The sequence below is a fragment of the Rhodococcus sp. NPDC006774 genome (genome assembly GCF_040636045.1).
In the GTDB taxonomy this organism is placed as follows: Bacteria; Actinomycetota; Actinomycetes; order Mycobacteriales; family Mycobacteriaceae; genus Rhodococcoides.
In genome coordinates this window covers 145327-162787 of sequence record NZ_JBEYIW010000006.1, presented here as the reverse complement: position 1 = coordinate 162787, position 17461 = coordinate 145327, and the positions used below count along the sequence as shown (strand labels likewise).

The following is a 17461-nucleotide window of genomic DNA, read 5'->3' as shown; positions in this document are numbered from 1 at the left end:
GCTCGGTAGGCAACAATGGACCGGTGTCAGACCATCGTGAGCGAACGACCACCTCGGATCGCCCCGAGCCGATTCGCGTGCTGCTGCTGGGGAGCACCGGCTCGATCGGAACCCAAGCGCTCGACGTCATCGCAGCAAACCCGGATCGCTTCGTCGTCGTGGGTCTTGCGGCCGGCGGCGGAAACATCGACCTTCTTCGTCGTCAGATCGCCGAGACCGGCGTTCGGCGTGTCGCTGTGGCCGACCCCGCCGCTGCCGCCGAGCTCGACCTTCCCGGGATTCTGAGCGGGCCCCGTGCGGTGACCGAGCTCGTCGAATCGACGCAGGCCGACGTGGTGCTCAACGCGCTGGTGGGCTCGCTCGGTCTCGAACCGACGTTGGCGGCGCTGAAGACCGGAGCCCGGCTGGCGTTGGCCAACAAGGAATCGCTGGTGGCAGGCGGCGAACTCGTACTCGCTGCCGCCGCGCCAGGACAGATCGTTCCGGTGGACTCGGAGCATTCGGCGCTGGCGCAATGCCTGCGCAGTGGGCACCGAAGCGAGGTGGATCGACTGATCCTCACCGCATCGGGTGGACCGTTCCGAGGCTGGAGCGAAACGGAACTGAAGTCGGTGACGCCTGCCCAGGCCGCGGCTCATCCCACCTGGTCGATGGGTCCGATGAACACGTTGAACTCGGCGACGCTGGTCAACAAGGGCCTCGAGCTCATCGAAGCGCATCTGCTGTTCGGGGTGCCGTACGAGAAGATCGACGTCACCGTGCACCGGCAATCCATCGTTCATTCGATGGTCACGTTCGTGGACGGATCCACCATTGCGCAGGCCAGCCCGCCGGACATGAAGCTGCCGATCGGGTTGGCGCTCGGGTGGCCGGAGCGAGTGCCCGACGTCGCGCGTGCACTCGATTTCACTGCAGCGTTCTCCTGGGACTTCGAACCACTCGACGATCGAGTGTTCCCCGCCGTTCAGCTGGCCCGTGAGGCCGGAATCATGGGCGGGTGCATGACGGCGGTGTACAACGCGTCCAACGAGATCGCTGCCGAGGCGTTCCTGGCCGGCCGCATCGAATTCCCCGAGATCGTGCACACGGTGCGGGCCGTTGTCAGCGACGGCGGAGGGGACTGGTCGGCGGTGCCGACTACCGTGGACGACGTCCTCGCGGCGGATTCCTGGGCTCGCGCACATGCGCGTGAGCTACTGAAACAGAAGGGCCTTTAGACTCACATGCTGTTCGCTCTGGGCGTGGTGCTGTTTGCCGTCGGCATCGGTGTGTCGATCGCACTGCACGAGGCAGGACACATGTGGACCGCGAAAGCGCTCGGCATGAAGGTTCGCCGCTACTACATCGGGTTCGGTCCCAAGATCTTCTCCTTCCGGCGCGGCGAGACCGAATACGGCCTCAAGGCGATCCCGGCCGGTGGCTTCTGCGATATCGCCGGAATGACGGCGATCGACGAACTCGCACCCGACGAGGTCGAGCGCGCGATGTACCGCCAGAAGACGTGGAAGCGGATCGTCGTCATGGTCGGCGGCATCGCGATGAACTTCGTACTCGGCATCGTGCTGGTCTATGCGCTGGTCCTCGGCTGGGGAACGGTCGACCGTGAGACACCGACGACGACGGTTCAGGGTGTCGTCTGTGTCGGGACGACGCAAACGGTCGACGGGGAGATCGCGGAGTGCACGGGTGACGGTCCGGCCGCGGCAGCAGGTCTGCGGCAGGGCGACATCATCACCGCGGTGGACGGCAAGCCCACGGAGGTCTGGTCCGACGCCGTGCTCGCCATCCAGGCGTCGTCGGGCTCGGTCGACCTGACAGTCGACCGTGACGGTGCTTCGCAGACGATCACGGTCCCGGTCACACAGGTTCAGCGATATGTCATCGATCCCGACACCGGCGCGAAGGAATCGACGACGGTCGGGGCGGTGGGTGTCACCGGAGGTCCGCCGCCGAACATCACGTACAACCCGATCGAAGCGGTGCCCGAGACGTTCGTCTTCACCGGAGAGATCTTCGTGCAGACCGGCAAAGCTCTCGTGCAGCTACCGACCAAGGTGCAGGCGCTGTGGGAGTCGATCTTCGGCGGCGAACGTGGCCTCGACACTCCGATGAGCGTCGTGGGCGCCAGCGTCATCGGTGGTCAGGCCGCAGAGACGAACAACTGGGCGACGTTCGTCGGACTGCTCGCGTCCTTGAACTTCTTCCTCGGAGCGTTCAACATCGTGCCGCTGTTGCCGTTGGACGGCGGCCATATCGCCGTGACCATCTACGAGCGGATCCGGAACATCTTCCGCAACCGTCGCGGCCTGCCCGACGGTGCGCCGGTGGACTACATGAAGCTGATGCCGGTCACCTACGTGGTCATCGTCGTTTTCATCGGGTTCTCCTTGTTGACACTCACGGCGGACATCGTCAACCCGATTCAATTGTTCTAAGTAGACTCGTCAGTCGTAGCTAGGAAAGAAGGCCACTGTGTCCGTGTCAGTCGGATTGGGAATGCCGGCACCGCCGGTGCCAGTACTCGCGCCGCGTCGAAAGACCAGGCAGCTCCAGGTCGGGTCCGTGGGGGTGGGCAGCGACAGCCCCATCTCGGTGCAGTCCATGTGCACCACCAAGACCCACGACATCAACGCCACGCTGCAGCAGATCGCCGAACTCACGGCATCGGGCTGCGACATCGTGCGTGTGGCATGCCCCACACAGGACGACGCGGATGCATTGTCGATCATCGCCAAGAAGAGTCAGATTCCGGTGATCGCCGACATCCACTTCCAGCCCAAGTACATTTTCGCCGCGATCGACGCAGGCTGCGCCGCGGTACGAGTGAACCCGGGCAACATCAAGGAATTCGACGGCCGGGTCAAGGAAGTCGCCAAAGCTGCCGGTGACGCGAATATTCCGATCCGCATCGGCGTCAACGCCGGATCGCTCGACCCTCGCCTGATGAAGAAGTACGGCAAGGCGACACCGGAGGCACTGGTGGAATCCGCGCTGTGGGAGGCGGGTCTGTTCGAGGAGCACGGGTTCGGCGACATCAAGATCTCCGTCAAGCACAACGACCCGGTCGTCATGGTCGCCGCGTACGAGCAACTCGCTGCGCAGTGCGACTACCCGCTGCACCTCGGCGTCACCGAAGCCGGGCCCGCGTTCCAGGGGACCATCAAGTCCGCAGTCGCCTTCGGCGCGTTGCTGTCCAAGGGGATCGGCGACACCATTCGCGTCTCCCTGTCGGCCCCGCCTGCGGAGGAGATCAAGGTCGGCAATCAGATTCTGCAGTCCTTCAATCTCCGCCCCCGCAAGCTCGAGATCGTCTCCTGCCCGTCCTGTGGACGGGCGCAGGTCGACGTGTACACCCTGGCCGACGAGGTCACCGCGGGACTGGAGGGCATGGAGATTCCGCTTCGCGTCGCCGTGATGGGATGTGTCGTCAACGGACCGGGCGAGGCGCGTGACGCCGACCTCGGCGTGGCGTCGGGCAACGGCAAGGGCCAGATCTTCGTCAAGGGCAAGGTCATCAAGACCGTGCCCGAGGCTCAGATCGTCGAGACCTTGATCGAGGAAGCAATGCGCATCGCCGAGGAATTCGACAAGGATGAGACTGCAGACGGTGGCGCACCGGTCGTGACGGTCAGCTGAGCAGGTTCGACCGGTTCGGTGTCCGGTTTGCCGCTCTGCCACCGGCGGAACAGGTTCTCTGGAATGATGCGGTACACGCTCGGTCGGTGTGTATGCGGTAGGTGGGTCAGGAGGTCGGTAGGTGCTCAAGCTCCTCGGTGCGAAGCCTCTCGGTAATCGGGACGTGGCGCACGTCCTGCGGGTGCTCGACGCCGACCCGGTCGCCACCTGCATGGTCGCCGCTCGGGTGCAGGAATCCGGACTGGATCCGAGATCGTTTCACGGTGAGATGTGGAGCCGAGGCGGCCCCGACGAGTCGTTGTGTTTCTACGGAGCCAACCTCGTTCCTCTGCTCGGATCCAGCGACGATCTGCGTTCGTTCGCCGATCGCGCATGCCGCGGACCACGGCTGTGTTCCTCATTGGTCGGTCGAGCCGAACTGACGCTTCCGCTGTGGGAGATGCTCGAGACCGACTGGGGTCCCGCCCGCGAGGTCCGCGGTGAGCAGCCGCTGCTGGCCACGTCCGTTCGGTCGTCCATCACGCCCGATCCACACGTCCGCCTCGTTCGCCCCGAGGAGCTGGACGTGTATCTGACTGCGGCAGTGGCGATGTTCATCGAGGAAGTCGGTGTCGACCCGAGACAGAACGACGGCGGCCGCGGATACCGACGACGGATCTCGAGTCTGATTGCCGCGCAGCGCGCGTGGGCTCGATTCGAGGACGGTCGGGTGGTGTTCAAGGCCGAGATCGGGTCGCAGTCGGCGACGGTGGGACAGATCCAGGGGGTGTGGGTTCACCCCGATCGGCGGGGGCACGGTCTCGGCGCGTCCGGTACCGCCGCGGTGGTGAACTCGGTGGTCCGCCAGGGCCGCACCGCGAGCCTGTACGTCAACAGTTTCAACTACGTCGCCCGACGGGCCTACGCGAAAATCGGCCTGACCCAGGTGGCGACCTTCACGACGGTGCTCCTCGACTAGTTCGAACGTCTCTCGATCGGGTTGTGGCGAACCGCGATTCGTTGCCGCAGCCGGAGGCAGCGCCCTATTACGATGGGGCGCAATGAGATCACGTGGTGCAACCGAAGTGCGGTATCGGGTCGGAGCGGTATCGGTGGTCGCAGCCGTCATTGCTGCCGCCCTCACCGGATGTACCCCCAAGCCCGACGGGCCCGAGCCGGCCGCCCAGGCATTTCTTGCCGCGTTCGAGTCCAACGACATCGTCGCCGCGGCGGCGGACACCGACAAGCCCGACGCGGCGGCCACGGCACTGACCGAGGCGTGGACCAATCTTCAGGCCGAAACCCTGGATGCCGAGACGACGTCGGTGCAGGTCGACGGTGACACCGCCACAGTCGGCTACACCTACACGTGGCGGCTGCCGAAGGATCGCGTGTGGACGTACGACGGTCAGCTGAACATGGGGCGCAGCGAGGGCGAGTGGGTGGTGCGCTGGACGGCGTCGGACATCCATCCCAAGCTCGGCGACACCCAGACGATGTCCCTGCGATCCACGGCGGCTCCGCGCGCACGAGTCAACGAGCGCTCCGGGACCGATGTGTTGGTGCCCGGCGTGGTGCACCGAATCAAGTTCGACGCGGCGAATGCGAACAATGTGGTGGCCTCGGCGACGGCGCTGTCGACGTTGCTGACGCCGTTCGATGCGTCCATCACCGCGCAGTCCATCGTCGAGTCCGCCACCTCGGTCGACGGCGACTACCCGGTGGCGTTGCTTCGAGACAGTGACTACCAGCCGATCTCCGCCGCACTGACCGAGATCCCGGGAGTCACCGCGTCCGACGAATCGGATCTGGTGTCCACCGACCCCACGTTCGCACCGGACCTCGTCGGCCAGGTCAAGAAGGCCGTCATCGACGAGGTCGACGGCAAGGCGGGGTGGAGCGTGGTGACCACGAACCGCAACGGCGTCGACATCGATGTCCTCACCGACACCCCGCCGGAGCCCTCTCCGTCGTTCTCGATCAGTCTCGATCGCAACATTCAGGTCGCGGCTCAGCGAGCGGTGAACGCGCGCACCGAGCAGGCGATGACGGTGGTCATCCAGCCGTCCACCGGTGCCATCCTGGCGGTGGCACAGAACCCGGCTGCAGATCGGGACGGGCCGGTCGCGTCCGCCGGCCTCTATCCGCCGGGGTCCACGTTCAAGATCATCACTGCAGGTGCCGCGATCTCCAGCGGACTTGCGACTCCGGGCAGCACCGTCCCGTGTCCGGGTCGCATCGTGATCGGTGAGCGCAGCGTGCCCAACTACAACGAGTTCGCGCTCGGTGACGTGACGATGAGTACTGCGTTCACCCGATCGTGCAACACCTCGTTCGCCAAGCTGGCCAGCGAGATGTCGCCCGACGCGTTGACCGTCGCGGCGTCCCAGTTCGGCGTCGGCCCGGACTACGACGTCGTCGGACTGCCGACCGACTCCGGTTCGGTGCCACCGGCCGAGGAGCTAGTCCAGCGCACCGAGGACGGCTTCGGTCAGGGCAGAGTGGTCGTGTCGACGTTCGGTATGGCCCTGGCCGCCGCGACGGTGGCTCATGGCTCGACGCCGGTGCCGAACCTCCTGGTCGGACGCGACACCGAGATCACCGGAGAGCATCCGCCGATCGAGCCCGCGATGGTCGACGGGCTGCGCGGAATGATGCGTTCGGTGGTCACCAGCGGTACGGCCGAGCGCATCGCAGACCAGGGCGAGGTCTACGGCAAGACCGGTGAAGCGGAGGTCGACGGCGGCTCGCACTCGTGGTTCGTCGGCTACCGCGGAGACATTGCGTTCGCCACCCTCGTGGTGCGGGGCGGCAGCTCGGACAACGCCGTCGCGGTGACCCGAGAGATGTTCGAGCAACTGCCGCCCGGGTACTGACCGCGCTGCGGTGTCCCTGGTTCAAGAGGGCAGCACGCCGAGTCGACGGCACGCGACCACGGCTTCGTATCGGGTGTGCGACTCGGTTTTGCGCATCACGCTGCGCAGGTACGATTTGACCGTCTCGGCACCGATCGACAGTCGCGCAGCGACCTCGATGTTGGTGCAGCCCAAGGCAACCTGCGAGATCACGTCGATCTCGCGTGGTGTCAACGACTGCGACACCTCCTGGGCCCGTATGTCGTGGGGTATGTCCTGACCGAACGATGCGGCCACCCGCGCTGCGACTGCGTCGAGTCTGCGCCGGATCGTTGCGTCCCCGATCGACCGGGCCAGATCGGACAGTTCCTCGTGGACGCTGCGCAGTTCGGCCGTACGCGAGACATCCGAGTCGAGCGTCGAACGGGTGGTCGCCAGCAGACGGACCCTGCGGTCGACCTCGTCACGCACGGAGATCTCCTGACCGAGACGCCTGGCGGCGGTCGTCATGATGTCGCCGACACGGTCTCCGAGGGGGCCGCGTTCGCGTAGCGCCGCGTACATCACTATTCGCGCGACACCCGCCACGACCACCGGCACCGCCAGTATCGATTTGAGGCCCTCGCCGAGCACCGGGCGATCGAAGTGATGAGTGATCGACATCGAGGCACCGTAATCGCTCACTGCCGCGGGCCTGCGCTGTTCCATGACCCGTCCGCCGAGGCCGGATCTGGGTGGGATGGCGAGTCCGTCCAGGCCGCGGGTTCTGGTCCCGTGGAACTCACTCAGGTGCAGGGTCTCCGACGAGACCTCACCGCCGAACACGACCGGCACGTCGGACATCGCTGCCACCTGGCGCAGTTCGGCGCGCAGAGCATCACCGTCACGGGGCCGCAACAGATTCGAATGGACCACGGTGCTTCCTTTCTCGTGTCGGCTGCACGAGCGACGAACGTGACCCGGATCATATCCACAACGCCGTGCGCTGTTTCGACTGGTACGGGCACTGCGCTGCGGTTCGGAGCCGAATACGAGCCGACTACTGTGGACGCCATGTCTGTGACCGCCGAGAGCAAGCCCCGTCAGCCCCTCGTACCAGGCGTCGTGTCGCCCGTCCTCGCGGTGCCCAAGTCGATCGAGCGCCCCGAATACGCGTGGAAGTCGACCGTCGCCGAAGGTAGTGAGCCCTGGGTTCAGACCCCCGAGGTCATCGAGAAGATGCGGGTGGCGTCGAAGATCGCGGCCAGGGCGCTGCAGGAAGCGGGCCGGGCAGTGGCACCGGGAGTCACCACCGACGAGCTGGACCGAATTGCCCATGAGTACATGATCGATCACGGCGCGTACCCGTCAACGTTGGGCTACAAGGGCTTTCCGAAGTCCTGCTGCACCTCCCTCAACGAGGTCATCTGCCACGGTATCCCGGATTCCACGGTGATCGAAGACGGCGACATCGTCAACATCGACGTCACCGCGTACATCGACGGCGTCCACGGTGATACCAACGCAACCTTCTTGGCCGGCAACGTCTCCGAGGAAGCGCGCCTGCTGGTCGAGCGCACGCACGAGGCCACCATGCGTGCCATCAAGGCCGTCAAGCCGGGGCGCGCGCTGAACGTGATCGGCCGCGTCATCGAGTCGTATGCGCACCGGTTCGGGTACGGCGTGGTCGAGGATTTCACCGGACACGGCATCGGTACCACCTTCCACAACGGTCTCGTCGTTCTGCATTACGACCAGCCGTCGGTGGACACCGTCATCGAGCCGGGAATGACCTTCACCATCGAACCGATGATCAACCTGGGCACGATCAACGCCGAGATGTGGGACGACGGCTGGACGGTGGTCACACACGACAAGAAGTGGACCGCCCAGTTCGAGCACACCCTGGTGGTCACCGAGACGGGTAGCGAGATCCTGACCCTCCCGTGAGCGGAGCCTGCGGAGTGAACAGAAATACGATGCCGTGAGTCCGAAAGGTGCCCTACTGGTTGCGGGGACGACGTCGGATGCGGGCAAGAGTGTGTTGGTCGCCGGGCTCTGCCGGATGCTGGCGCGCCGCGGGGTGCGGGTGGCTCCGTTCAAGGCGCAGAACATGTCCAACAATTCGGTGGTCACGCTCGACGGCGGTGAGATCGGGCGGGCGCAGGCGATGCAGGCGGCGGCCTGTGGCCTCGAGCCGAGTGTGCGCTTCAATCCCGTGTTGCTGAAACCGGGAAGTGACCGGACCTCGCAGTTGGTGGTGCGCGGGCGTGCCGTGGCGCAGGTGAGTGCGAGCAACTACATCGAGCATCGGCAGTCGTTGCGCGCTGTGGTGGCAGACGAATTGGCCTCTCTGCGAGCGGAATTCGATGTGGTGATCTGTGAAGGCGCAGGCTCGCCCGCCGAGATCAATCTTCGCGCAACGGACTTGGCCAACATGGGGTTGGCGACGGCGGCGTCTCTTCCGGTGATCGTGGTGGGGGATATCGATCGCGGGGGAGTGCTGGCTCATCTGTTCGGCACCGTTGCGGTGCTGTCTTCGGAGGATCAGGCGCTCGTCGCCGGGTTCGTGATCAACAAGTTCCGCGGTGATCCTACTCTGCTGGCACCCGGTCTCGAGCAGTTGCGCGCGTTGACGGGACGTCCGACGTACGGTGTCGTCCCGTTCGCGGACGGATTGTGGATGGACGCCGAGGACTCACTCGGAACCGTTCCCGATGCTCCGGTGGGGCGACCGCGTGCACCGCACGGCTCGCAGTGGCTGCGCGTCGCGGCGGTGCGTTTGCCGAGAATCTCCAACACCACCGATGTCGAGGCGTTGGCCTGCGAGCCCGGGGTGTCGGTGCATTGGGTCACCGAGCCGTCCCGGCTCGAGGACGTGGACCTGGTGGTCGTCCCGGGCAGCAAATCCACCGTGTCTGATCTGGAGTGGTTGCGGCGCAACGGTCTTGCCGATGCGATCGCGGCACGCGGGGCTGCGGGCCTTCCGGTTCTGGGGATCTGCGGTGGATATCAGATGTTGGGCCGAACGATCGACGACACCGTCGAATCCGGAGCCGGTGCGGTCCGAGGTCTCGGTCTGCTCGATCTCTCGGTCGAGTTCGCGGCCGACAAAGTGCTCGCGCAGGTGGCGGGGCGATCGGTGCAGTTCGGCACGCATTCCGTGTCGGGCTACGAGATTCACCATGGGCGGGTTGTGCAGAACGGCGACGACGCGTTGTCGACCTCCGCGTCGGGTATCTCCGAAGGCAGCTTGCGCGGCAGCGTTCTCGGTACCCACTGGCACGGATTGATCGAGTCCGACGATTTCCGTCGGTCGCTGCTCACCTGGGTGGCGGAGAAGTCGGGTCGCACGGGATTCGAGGTGGCATCCGACACGTCGGTTGCGGCGTTGCGCGAGCAGCAGTTGGACTTGCTGGCCGATCTGGTGGAGGACAACATGGACATCGACGCCGTCCTCGATCTCATCGAGCACGGCGTCGATCCGGGCCTCGACACGATCGTCAGCCGCGTGTCGTGAACGGCCGGCGACTCACCGGTATGCCGACCAGGTCTTCGGTTCGTGAGTCGGTCGGTCGGGGGCCTGCTCTTCCTCCTCCTCGACCGCAGGCAGTACCGTCGTCCCCATGGAGTTCACGCATGTGAGTGCTGCGGGTGGGCAATGTTCGGTGCGAGTGGCAGGCCCGGACAGCAGGCACGCCGTTCTCTTGCTTCCCGATGCAGGCGATCCGGTGGATGTGTACGACGCCGTCAGTGAACGGCTGCACAATTCGGATCTGAAAACCGTTGCGCTGGAAAGCATCGACGGCGTCGGCGACGACGCGATCCTCACGGTTCTCGACGAGCTCAAACTGTCGTGGGTGCATCTCGTCGGCAGCGGAGCGGGTGCGGAGTCGGCATGGACGTTGGCTGCCAAGACCTTCGGGCGCTTCGCCAGTCTGATCGCGGTCAACCGTTGTCACCCCGCGATCGCGGACGAGCAGGGCACCGTGCGTGCCGCGGACTGCCCCCCGGTCGAGTTGCCGACGACACTGGTCGTCGGGTCCTCGCTGGGCCGCACATCCGCCGACGCGAGCGGAAGGTTCGTCTACTCGGACTTCCGGGTGGTCCAACTCGACGGCGGCGCGAATGTCGTCGCCGACGAGCCGGCTGCGCTGGCCACCGAGATCGTGCTCCGCACCAGCCCCTGGTAGTCGGAACTACAGTTCGAGCCCCAGCAGGGCGTTCTCGACCACCTCGGGCAAGCCGGGGTGAATCCAGTACTGGCCACGTGCCATGTCCTGGGCCGACAACCCGAAGCTCATCGCCTGGATGAGGGGCTGAATCAGGGTCGGGGCCTGCGCACCGATGATGTGCGCGCCGAGGATCTTTCCGGTGCCCTTCTCGGCGATGATCTTGCACAGACCTTCGCTGTCCTCCATGGCCCAGCCGTAGGCGACATCTCCGTAGTTCTGGACCTTGACGGTGATGTCCAGGCCGGCGTCGCGGGCTTGCTCTTCGGTCATGCCCACCTCGGCGATCTGGGGATCGGTGAACACCGCCGCGGGAACGAACCGATGGTCGTTGGTTCGTAGGGCCGAGGTATCGCCGTGCCACGCGTCCTGCAGCAGGTTGTACTGGACGACCCGAGCTTCCTGGTTGGCCACGTGCTTGAGCTGGTACGGAGACGAGACGTCGCCGAGCGCGAACACACCCTCGGCCGTGGTGCGTCCGAATTCGTCCACCACGATGCGGCCGTCGTCGTCGAGCTCGATGCCTGCGGTGCCGAGATCCAGACGGTCACCGTTGGGCTCGCGGCCCACGGCGACGAGGAAGGCGTCGCCGAGAACCCTGGTGCCGTCGGCCAGTTCGACGCCGTGCAGCGCGCCCTCGGACACTGCGCGGGTATCACCGGAGTCGAGATGGACGTCCCACTTGGCGCGGGCGAGATCGGTGAACCGCTTCGAGATGTCGGCGTCCAATGCGCGGAGCAAGGTGTCCTTGCGAGCGACGAGCGAGACCTTCGAGCCGAGTGCCGAGAACACGTGCGCGAATTCTGCTGCGATGTAACCGGATCCGAGAATCACCAGATGCTCGGGGAGCTCGGGCAGACGCATCACATCGCTGTTGGTGTGGTACGTGACGCCCGAATCGGCGATGGACTGCGGCACCACCGGCCGCGATCCGGCGGCGATGACGACCTGGTCGGCGGTGATGACGGAACCGGTGCCGGTGTCGATGGTGCGTGGGCCGACGAAGGTGGCATGCCCCTCGAACAGGGTGACGTTGGGGCTGCCTTCGGCGCGGTAGCGCTTGCCGCCCTCCGAGATGGGGTCGATGCGGCCGAAGACGCGGTCGACGATGTCGGGCCAGCGCACGCCGTCCACGTGGGCGTCGACGCCGTATTTTGCGGAATCGCGCACCGTGCGCGCGACTTCGGCGGCGTAGACGAACATCTTCGTGGGAATGCAGCCGACGTTGAGGCAGGTGCCGCCGAAGGTGGAATTCTCTTCGAGCAGAGCGATCTTCTTGTCCTCGAAGCGCGAATCGGCGATGGAGTTGCCCGATCCTGAGCCGATGATCGCGATGTCGAAATGCTCGGTCATGAAATGTGCCCGCTCTCGGTATGGTCTTTGCCCGACGCGTGGTCGGTGCTTTCGCTTCGATGCAACCACTCGATCCACTCGTCCATTTCCTCGAAGGCTCGCGCGCGTGGAGCCTCGGTGGACAGGAAGACGTCGTGCCGGGCTCCCTCGATGGGCACGATCGTGGTGCGGTCGCCCAGGCAGCCGGCCCACCGGGCGATCTGACGGACGTCCAGTACGGCGTCTGCGGCGTCGACCGCGGAACTGTACCGGCGTGAGAAGTGCGTCACTTTCGAGCGCAGAATCAGTGCCGGGATACCGATGTCGAGGCCGCGATGGAGTTCGGCATGACCGTGGCGCACGGCGCGGATCCAGCCGAAGGTGATGGGGAAGCCGGCGAGTGGTTTCCAGTCGAGGTCGTAGTCCCATTCGCCGTTCTCGGACGCAGCGAGCGACAGTCCGTAGGTGTCGAGGCCGCCGCCGGGGACCTGTGTCTTGGACCTGAATCGGCCGATGACGTCGATCGCTGCAGTGCCGACGCTGCGAATGGCGGGTGGGCCCTGCAGGTCGAACCAGGGGCTGTTGAGGACCACGCCTGCCAGGCCGAGACCGGCCGACCCGCCTTCCCGGCGGTTGAGACGGTTGAGCCACAGCGGCAACACGAGACCGCCGGTCGAGTGCGCCATGAGCAGCACCGGGGCACCTGCGCGTTCTGCGCGGACAAGGCCGAGAGCCTCGTTCAGCTCGGTGTCGTACATCGCCAGATCGGTCACGAAGTGCGCGGTCTGACCTTCATGGCGCGAGCGTCCGCACTTACGCAGGTCCAGTGCGTAGAACGCGTACCCCTTCGCGGCGAAGTGCTCGGCGATGTGTCGCTGGAAGAAGTAGTCGGTGAAACCGTGGACGTAGATCACCGCGCGCTCGAAGTTCGCGGCACCCGACGGTTGATATCGCACGAGAGTGGCCTCGACCTGCCCCTCGCCGTCCGGATCGTCACCGAGTGGAATGGTCGTCTGTTCGTAGCCGTCGCCGAGGACATCGGGCACCCAGGTAGTCACAGATCACAACTGTAGTGGGCGCCGCGGACGGCGTCCGAGGAGCACAATCGAGACCGGGTTGACGTGGTGTCCGATGGGGTAGGACCAGCTAGTAACCTGACCGCATCGGGTGAGTAGCCCTCTACAGCAGAGTTCTCCGGTCGATACCGCCACCGGCCGAGACCTCCACAGACAAGGAAGTCGATTCTCCAGTGTCCAAAGATGAGCAGGGTAAGCGGATCAAGACCGACGTCGTTCTGGTCGGTGCCGGAATCATGAGCGCCACCCTCGGTGCGCTGCTCCGTCAGCTCGAACCGAACTGGTCGATCGACGTCTACGAGCGGCTCGATGCGGCCGCGGCCGAGAGCAGCGACGCGTGGAACAACGCGGGCACCGGCCACTCGGCACTGTGCGAACTGAACTACACGCCGCAGAACAAGGACGGCAGCGTCGATATCGCCAAGGCGCTCAACGTCAACGAGCAGTTCCAGGTCTCGCGTCAGTTCTGGGCACACGGCATCGAGACCGGCGTGCTCTCCGACGCCAAGAACTTCATCAACCCCATTCCGCACGTGAGCTTCGTGCACGGGGCCGAGAACGTGAAGTACCTGCGGGCGCGGTACGAGGCGCTCGTGGGCAACCCACTGTTCGCAGGCATGGAGTACATCGACTCCAAGGACGAGTTCTCGGCGCGACTGCCGTTGATGGCCAAGGGCCGTGACTTCTCCGACCCCGTGGCACTGAACTGGAGTCAAGAGGGCACCGACGTCGACTTCGGTGCGCTCACCAAGCAGCTACTGAACTACCTGTCGTCCGCGGGCGGCACCGTGCACTTCGGACACGATGTGCGCAACATCACCAAGCAGTCCGACGGCAGCTGGGACGTCAAGGTCGCCAACCAGCGCACCGGCGTCAAGAAGACCGTCAACGCCAAGTTCGTGTTCGTCGGCGCAGGCGGCGGCGCACTGCACCTGCTGCAGAAGTCCGGGATCGCGGAGATCAAGGGATTCGGCGGCTTCCCGGTCAGTGGCGAGTGGTTGCGGTGCACCGATCCCGCACTGATCGAGCAGCACTCGGCCAAGGTGTACGGCAAGGCCTCTGTCGGCGCTCCTCCCATGTCGGTGCCGCACCTCGACACCCGCGTGATCAACGGCCAGCAGGGTCTGTTGTTCGGCCCGTACGCAGGCTGGTCGCCCAAGTTCCTCAAGCAGGGCAAGATCACCGACCTGCCCTCCTCGGTCAAGCCCGGCAACCTGATGTCGATGCTCGGAGTCGGCGTGACCGAGCTCGGACTCGTCAAGTATCTGGTCAGTGAGCTGGCTCAGTCGCAGGCGGATCGTGTCGAGACGCTGCGCGAGTTCGCGCCCTCGGTGCTCGGCGAGAACTGGGAGCTCGTCACCGCGGGTCAGCGCGTCCAGGTGATCCGCAAGAAGGGTCGCGGCGGCGTGCTCGAGTTCGGTACAGCCGTGGTCAATGCTGCGGACGGCACGATCGCAGGTCTGCTCGGTGCCTCTCCCGGCGCATCCACCGCCGTTCCGGCCATGCTGGACGTGCTGCAACGGTGCTTCGGAGACAAGTACGACGCCTGGCAGCCCAAGCTCAAGGAAATGGTCCCGTCGCTCGGTGTCAAGCTGGCTCAGAACAGCTCGTTGTTCGACGAGGTCTGGGGCTGGACGTCCAAGACTCTGGAACTCGAAAATGCTCGTGAGCTCGCACAGCCCACGGGTGTGTGATAGCAAAAGGTATGAATACGCAAGCAGCAGCTCTCAAACGATCATGGGCACTAGACCTGTCCAACAGCACGTTGTACGACCTGTTGAAGCTGCGTGTCGAGGTGTTCGTGGTCGAGCAGGCATGTGCGTACCCGGAGTTGGACGGGCGTGACCTGCTGACCGAGACACGGCACTTCTGGCTCGAACGGGACGGCGAAGTGGTGTGCACACTCCGCCTGCTCGAGGAGCACGACGACGGTGAGAAGGCGTTCCGTATCGGCCGGCTCTGCACGCAGCGCTCGGCCAGGGGACAAGGCCACACCACGCGGATTCTGCGAGCCGCGCTTGCCGAGGTCGGTTCGGCTCCGTGTCGGATCAACGCTCAGAGCTACCTCGTCGACATGTACGCCAAGCACGGCTTCCTGCCCGACGGCGAAGAAGTTCTCGAGGACGGCATTCCGCACACGCCGATGCGTCGGGGCGGCGGCACTGCCTGGAGCGAGGCCTGACCTTCCGCAGTACTCGATCGACGAATGCCACACCCGGTCCATACCGTGTGTGGCATTCGTTCGTTCGGCGGTAGTGTTCCGTTCGAAGTCGGTCGCGGAGAAGTCCTGTGTCAATCAGGCGCGGTCCCGCCACTGTGTTCAGGGGATTCTTCGAGCAGAAGATTCCCCTGTCAGCCAGATCGCCGCTCGGCTTCGCGTATCTCGACCGAACGTCCGGCGCGGAACTCCGGGCACGAAGGGAATTGGCTGTGCAGCGAAGTGGGAGTGTTCCCGAACCGGGATATCCGTTCAGTGCGATCGTCGGTCAGGATCAGCTGAGGTTGTCGTTGATCCTGTGTGCCGTGCACCCCGATATCGGCGGTGTACTGGTGCGAGGGGAAAAGGGCACCGCGAAATCGACGGTGGTGCGTGCCCTCGCGACACTGCTGCCCGCCGTGGAGGACGAGGACGGGTCGCGCCCGGCGAAGCTCGTCGAACTCCCGGTGGGGGCAACCGAGGATCGAGTGGTGGGGTCCATCGACCTCGAGAAAGTTCTGCGCGACGGCGAACGTGCGTTTCAACCCGGTCTTCTCGCGGCTGCGCACCGTGGTGTTCTCTACGTCGACGAAGTGAACCTGCTGCACGATCATCTGGTCGACGTGCTGCTCGACGCGGCCGCGATGGGTCGGGTGCACGTCGAGCGTGACGGTGTATCGCATTCACACCCAGCGCAATTCGTCTTGGTCGGCACGATGAATCCCGAGGAGGGCGAGCTTCGTCCACAGCTGCTCGACCGGTTCGGTCTCGCAGTGGAGGTGACGGCGTCCCGCGATGTGGATGTCCGCATGAACGTCGTGCGCCGCCGGATGAACTACGAGCGTGATCCGCATGCGTTCGCCGCCCAGTTCCGCGACGACGATATCGCTGTGGCCGAGCAAATTCTGGCCGCCCGGAAAATTCTCGACGACGTGGTGTTGAGCGACAAGGAACTTCGGCGTATTGCTGCGCTGTGTGCGTCGTTCGACGTCGACGGTATGCGCGCCGATCTGGTGCTGGCTCGTACCGCCTCCGCGCACGCCGCGTGGCGGGGCGCGAGCGAGGTGACCGAGGAAGACGTGCGGGTTGCCGCCGAACTGGCTCTGCCGCACCGGCGTCGGCGCGATCCCTTCGACGAGCCGGGCATCGACGACAAGCAGTTGGACGAGGCCATGCGGGACGCGGCCGAGCAGGCCGAGCAACAACCCGACCCGGAGCCCGACCCCGACGGCGGCGGGGGAGCGCCCGATCCCGAGGCTCCCGACGACGCCTCCCAGTCCCCGTCCTCCGACACGCAGTCCTCCGATTCGCACGACGAGTCGGCGCAACCACCGCCGTCCTCGGGGGCCGGCAGCGAGAAGCAGGCAGGTACTCCAGGAGCGCAGTTCAGAGCACGATTGCTCGAGGTTCCCGGAGTGGGCGAGGGCGCGCCGGGTCGCCGCTCGCGGTCACGGTCCTCGCACGGACGGTCGGTACGGCCCACCGTCGAGGCAGGCAAGGGTCTGCACCTGGTGGGCACTCTGTTCGCCGCGGCCGAGCAGCAGGTCGTCCGCGGCCGTACCTCCGGCCGGTTGAAGCTCGAGCCTGCGGATCTGCGGGGTGCGATCAAGGAGGGGCGCGAGGGCAACTTGATCGTGTTCGTCGTCGACGCCTCGGGTTCGATGGCTGCGCGAGATCGACTGTCCGCGGTGACCGGTGCGGTGCTGTCGCTGCTGCGCGATGCGTATCAGCGCCGCGACAAGGTCGCCGTGATCACCGTGCGCGGCACGGAAGCCGAGACGGTATTGCCGCCGACGTCCTCGGTTGACGTGGCCGTGACGCGATTGCGAAAGATGAAGACCGGTGGCAGATCCCCACTGGCGCAGGGCTTTCTGCAGGCACGTGAACTCGTTCTGCGAGAGCGTGTTCGGGACCCGCTGCGGCGCGCGCTGGTGGTCGCGCTGACCGACGGACGGGCCACCGGAGGTACCGACCCTGTCGGCCGGGCCCGGATCGCCGCGGGACGCATCGCGTCGGACAAGATCGCCTCCGTGGTCGTCGACTGCGAATCGGGAATGGTCCGCCTCGGACTCGCCGCAGATTTCGCGGCGTGCCTCGGCGGCGGTTACGTGGCCCTCGCGGATCTGTCGGCGGAGCAGGTCGCTGCCGTCGTTCGCGCAGCGGCGTAGGGGGTAC

14 protein-coding genes and 1 riboswitch are annotated in these 17461 nt (G+C 65.5%); of the genes, 11 read left to right on the top strand and 3 right to left on the bottom strand.

From position 1 onward, the window contains the following. Nucleotides 1-23: 23 nt before the first annotated feature. The 5 genes from dxr (at nt 24) to ABZ677_RS11635 (ending at nt 6491) form a co-directional block, all read left to right on the top strand. Entirely contained in the window at nt 24-1217 is a 1194-nt protein-coding gene (gene dxr, locus ABZ677_RS11655) for a 1-deoxy-D-xylulose-5-phosphate reductoisomerase (protein ID WP_358369417.1), read from the top strand. 6 nt (nt 1218-1223) lie between these two features. After that, nucleotides 1224-2435 carry a M50 family metallopeptidase gene (locus ABZ677_RS11650; RefSeq protein ID WP_037189626.1) on the top strand — a complete coding sequence of 404 codons (1212 nt, stop codon included), beginning with the start codon at nt 1224-1226 and terminating at the stop codon, nt 2433-2435. A 37-nt stretch (nt 2436-2472) separates the two neighbouring features. Beyond that, a complete protein-coding gene (ispG, locus tag ABZ677_RS11645; RefSeq protein WP_037189624.1) occupies nt 2473-3636 on the top strand; it encodes a flavodoxin-dependent (E)-4-hydroxy-3-methylbut-2-enyl-diphosphate synthase in 1164 nt (387 codons plus the stop codon). A gap of 121 nt (nt 3637-3757) precedes the next feature. Then, complete coding sequence (locus ABZ677_RS11640; protein ID WP_037189622.1) at nt 3758-4594, top strand: GNAT family N-acetyltransferase; 837 nt, start codon at nt 3758-3760, stop codon at nt 4592-4594. 82 nt (nt 4595-4676) lie between these two features. After that, a complete protein-coding gene (locus tag ABZ677_RS11635; RefSeq protein WP_358369412.1) occupies nt 4677-6491 on the top strand; it encodes a penicillin-binding transpeptidase domain-containing protein in 1815 nt (604 codons plus the stop codon). Between the two features lie 21 nt (nt 6492-6512). On the opposite strand, the gene ABZ677_RS11630 is transcribed toward ABZ677_RS11635, so the two are convergent. Then, entirely contained in the window at nt 6513-7385 is an 873-nt protein-coding gene (locus ABZ677_RS11630; RefSeq protein WP_358369409.1) for a helix-turn-helix transcriptional regulator, read from the bottom strand. 138 nt (nt 7386-7523) lie between these two features. Here ABZ677_RS11630 and map point away from each other — a divergent pair, with 138 nt between their 5' ends. The 3 genes from map (at nt 7524) to ABZ677_RS11615 (ending at nt 10642) form a co-directional block, all read left to right on the top strand. Next, nucleotides 7524-8399: a type I methionyl aminopeptidase gene (gene map, locus ABZ677_RS11625; protein ID WP_052047578.1), complete on the top strand. Its 876-nt coding sequence runs from the start codon at nt 7524-7526 to the stop codon at nt 8397-8399. 34 nt (nt 8400-8433) lie between these two features. Continuing rightward, nucleotides 8434-9969: a cobyric acid synthase gene (locus ABZ677_RS11620; RefSeq protein ID WP_358369406.1), complete on the top strand. Its 1536-nt coding sequence runs from the start codon at nt 8434-8436 to the stop codon at nt 9967-9969. A gap of 106 nt (nt 9970-10075) precedes the next feature. After that, nucleotides 10076-10642 (top strand): alpha/beta hydrolase, encoded by a 567-nt coding sequence (locus ABZ677_RS11615; protein WP_358369403.1) that lies wholly within the window; start codon nt 10076-10078, stop codon nt 10640-10642. Between the two features lie 6 nt (nt 10643-10648). Here ABZ677_RS11615 and mtr read toward each other — a convergent pair whose 3' ends face one another. Next, the gene (gene mtr / locus ABZ677_RS11610) at nt 10649-12034 is read right to left on the bottom strand and encodes a mycothione reductase (RefSeq protein ID WP_094742075.1); all 1386 of its coding nucleotides are present in this window, start codon (nt 12032-12034) and stop codon (nt 10649-10651) included. After that, nucleotides 12031-13071, bottom strand: a complete 1041-nt coding sequence (locus tag ABZ677_RS11605; RefSeq protein WP_358369399.1) for an alpha/beta hydrolase — start codon at nt 13069-13071, stop codon at nt 12031-12033. Before ABZ677_RS11605 ends, mtr begins: the two co-directional genes overlap by 4 nt. A 191-nt stretch (nt 13072-13262) precedes the next feature. Here ABZ677_RS11605 and mqo point away from each other — a divergent pair, with 191 nt between their 5' ends. The 3 genes from mqo to ABZ677_RS11590 all read left to right on the top strand — a co-directional run bounded on the left by mqo (nt 13263) and on the right by ABZ677_RS11590 (nt 17454). Next, complete coding sequence (mqo, locus tag ABZ677_RS11600) at nt 13263-14783, top strand: malate dehydrogenase (quinone) (protein WP_037189608.1); 1521 nt, start codon at nt 13263-13265, stop codon at nt 14781-14783. An 11-nt stretch (nt 14784-14794) separates the two neighbouring features. Beyond that, nucleotides 14795-15271 carry a GNAT family N-acetyltransferase gene (locus ABZ677_RS11595; RefSeq protein WP_027496727.1) on the top strand — a complete coding sequence of 159 codons (477 nt, stop codon included), beginning with the start codon at nt 14795-14797 and terminating at the stop codon, nt 15269-15271. 51 nt (nt 15272-15322) lie between these two features. Then, a riboswitch (cobalamin riboswitch) is annotated at nt 15323-15473 on the top strand. Nucleotides 15474-15513: 40 nt separating this feature from the next. Next, complete coding sequence (locus tag ABZ677_RS11590; RefSeq protein ID WP_358369395.1) at nt 15514-17454, top strand: magnesium chelatase subunit D family protein; 1941 nt, start codon at nt 15514-15516, stop codon at nt 17452-17454. Nucleotides 17455-17461: the final 7 nt, after the last annotated feature.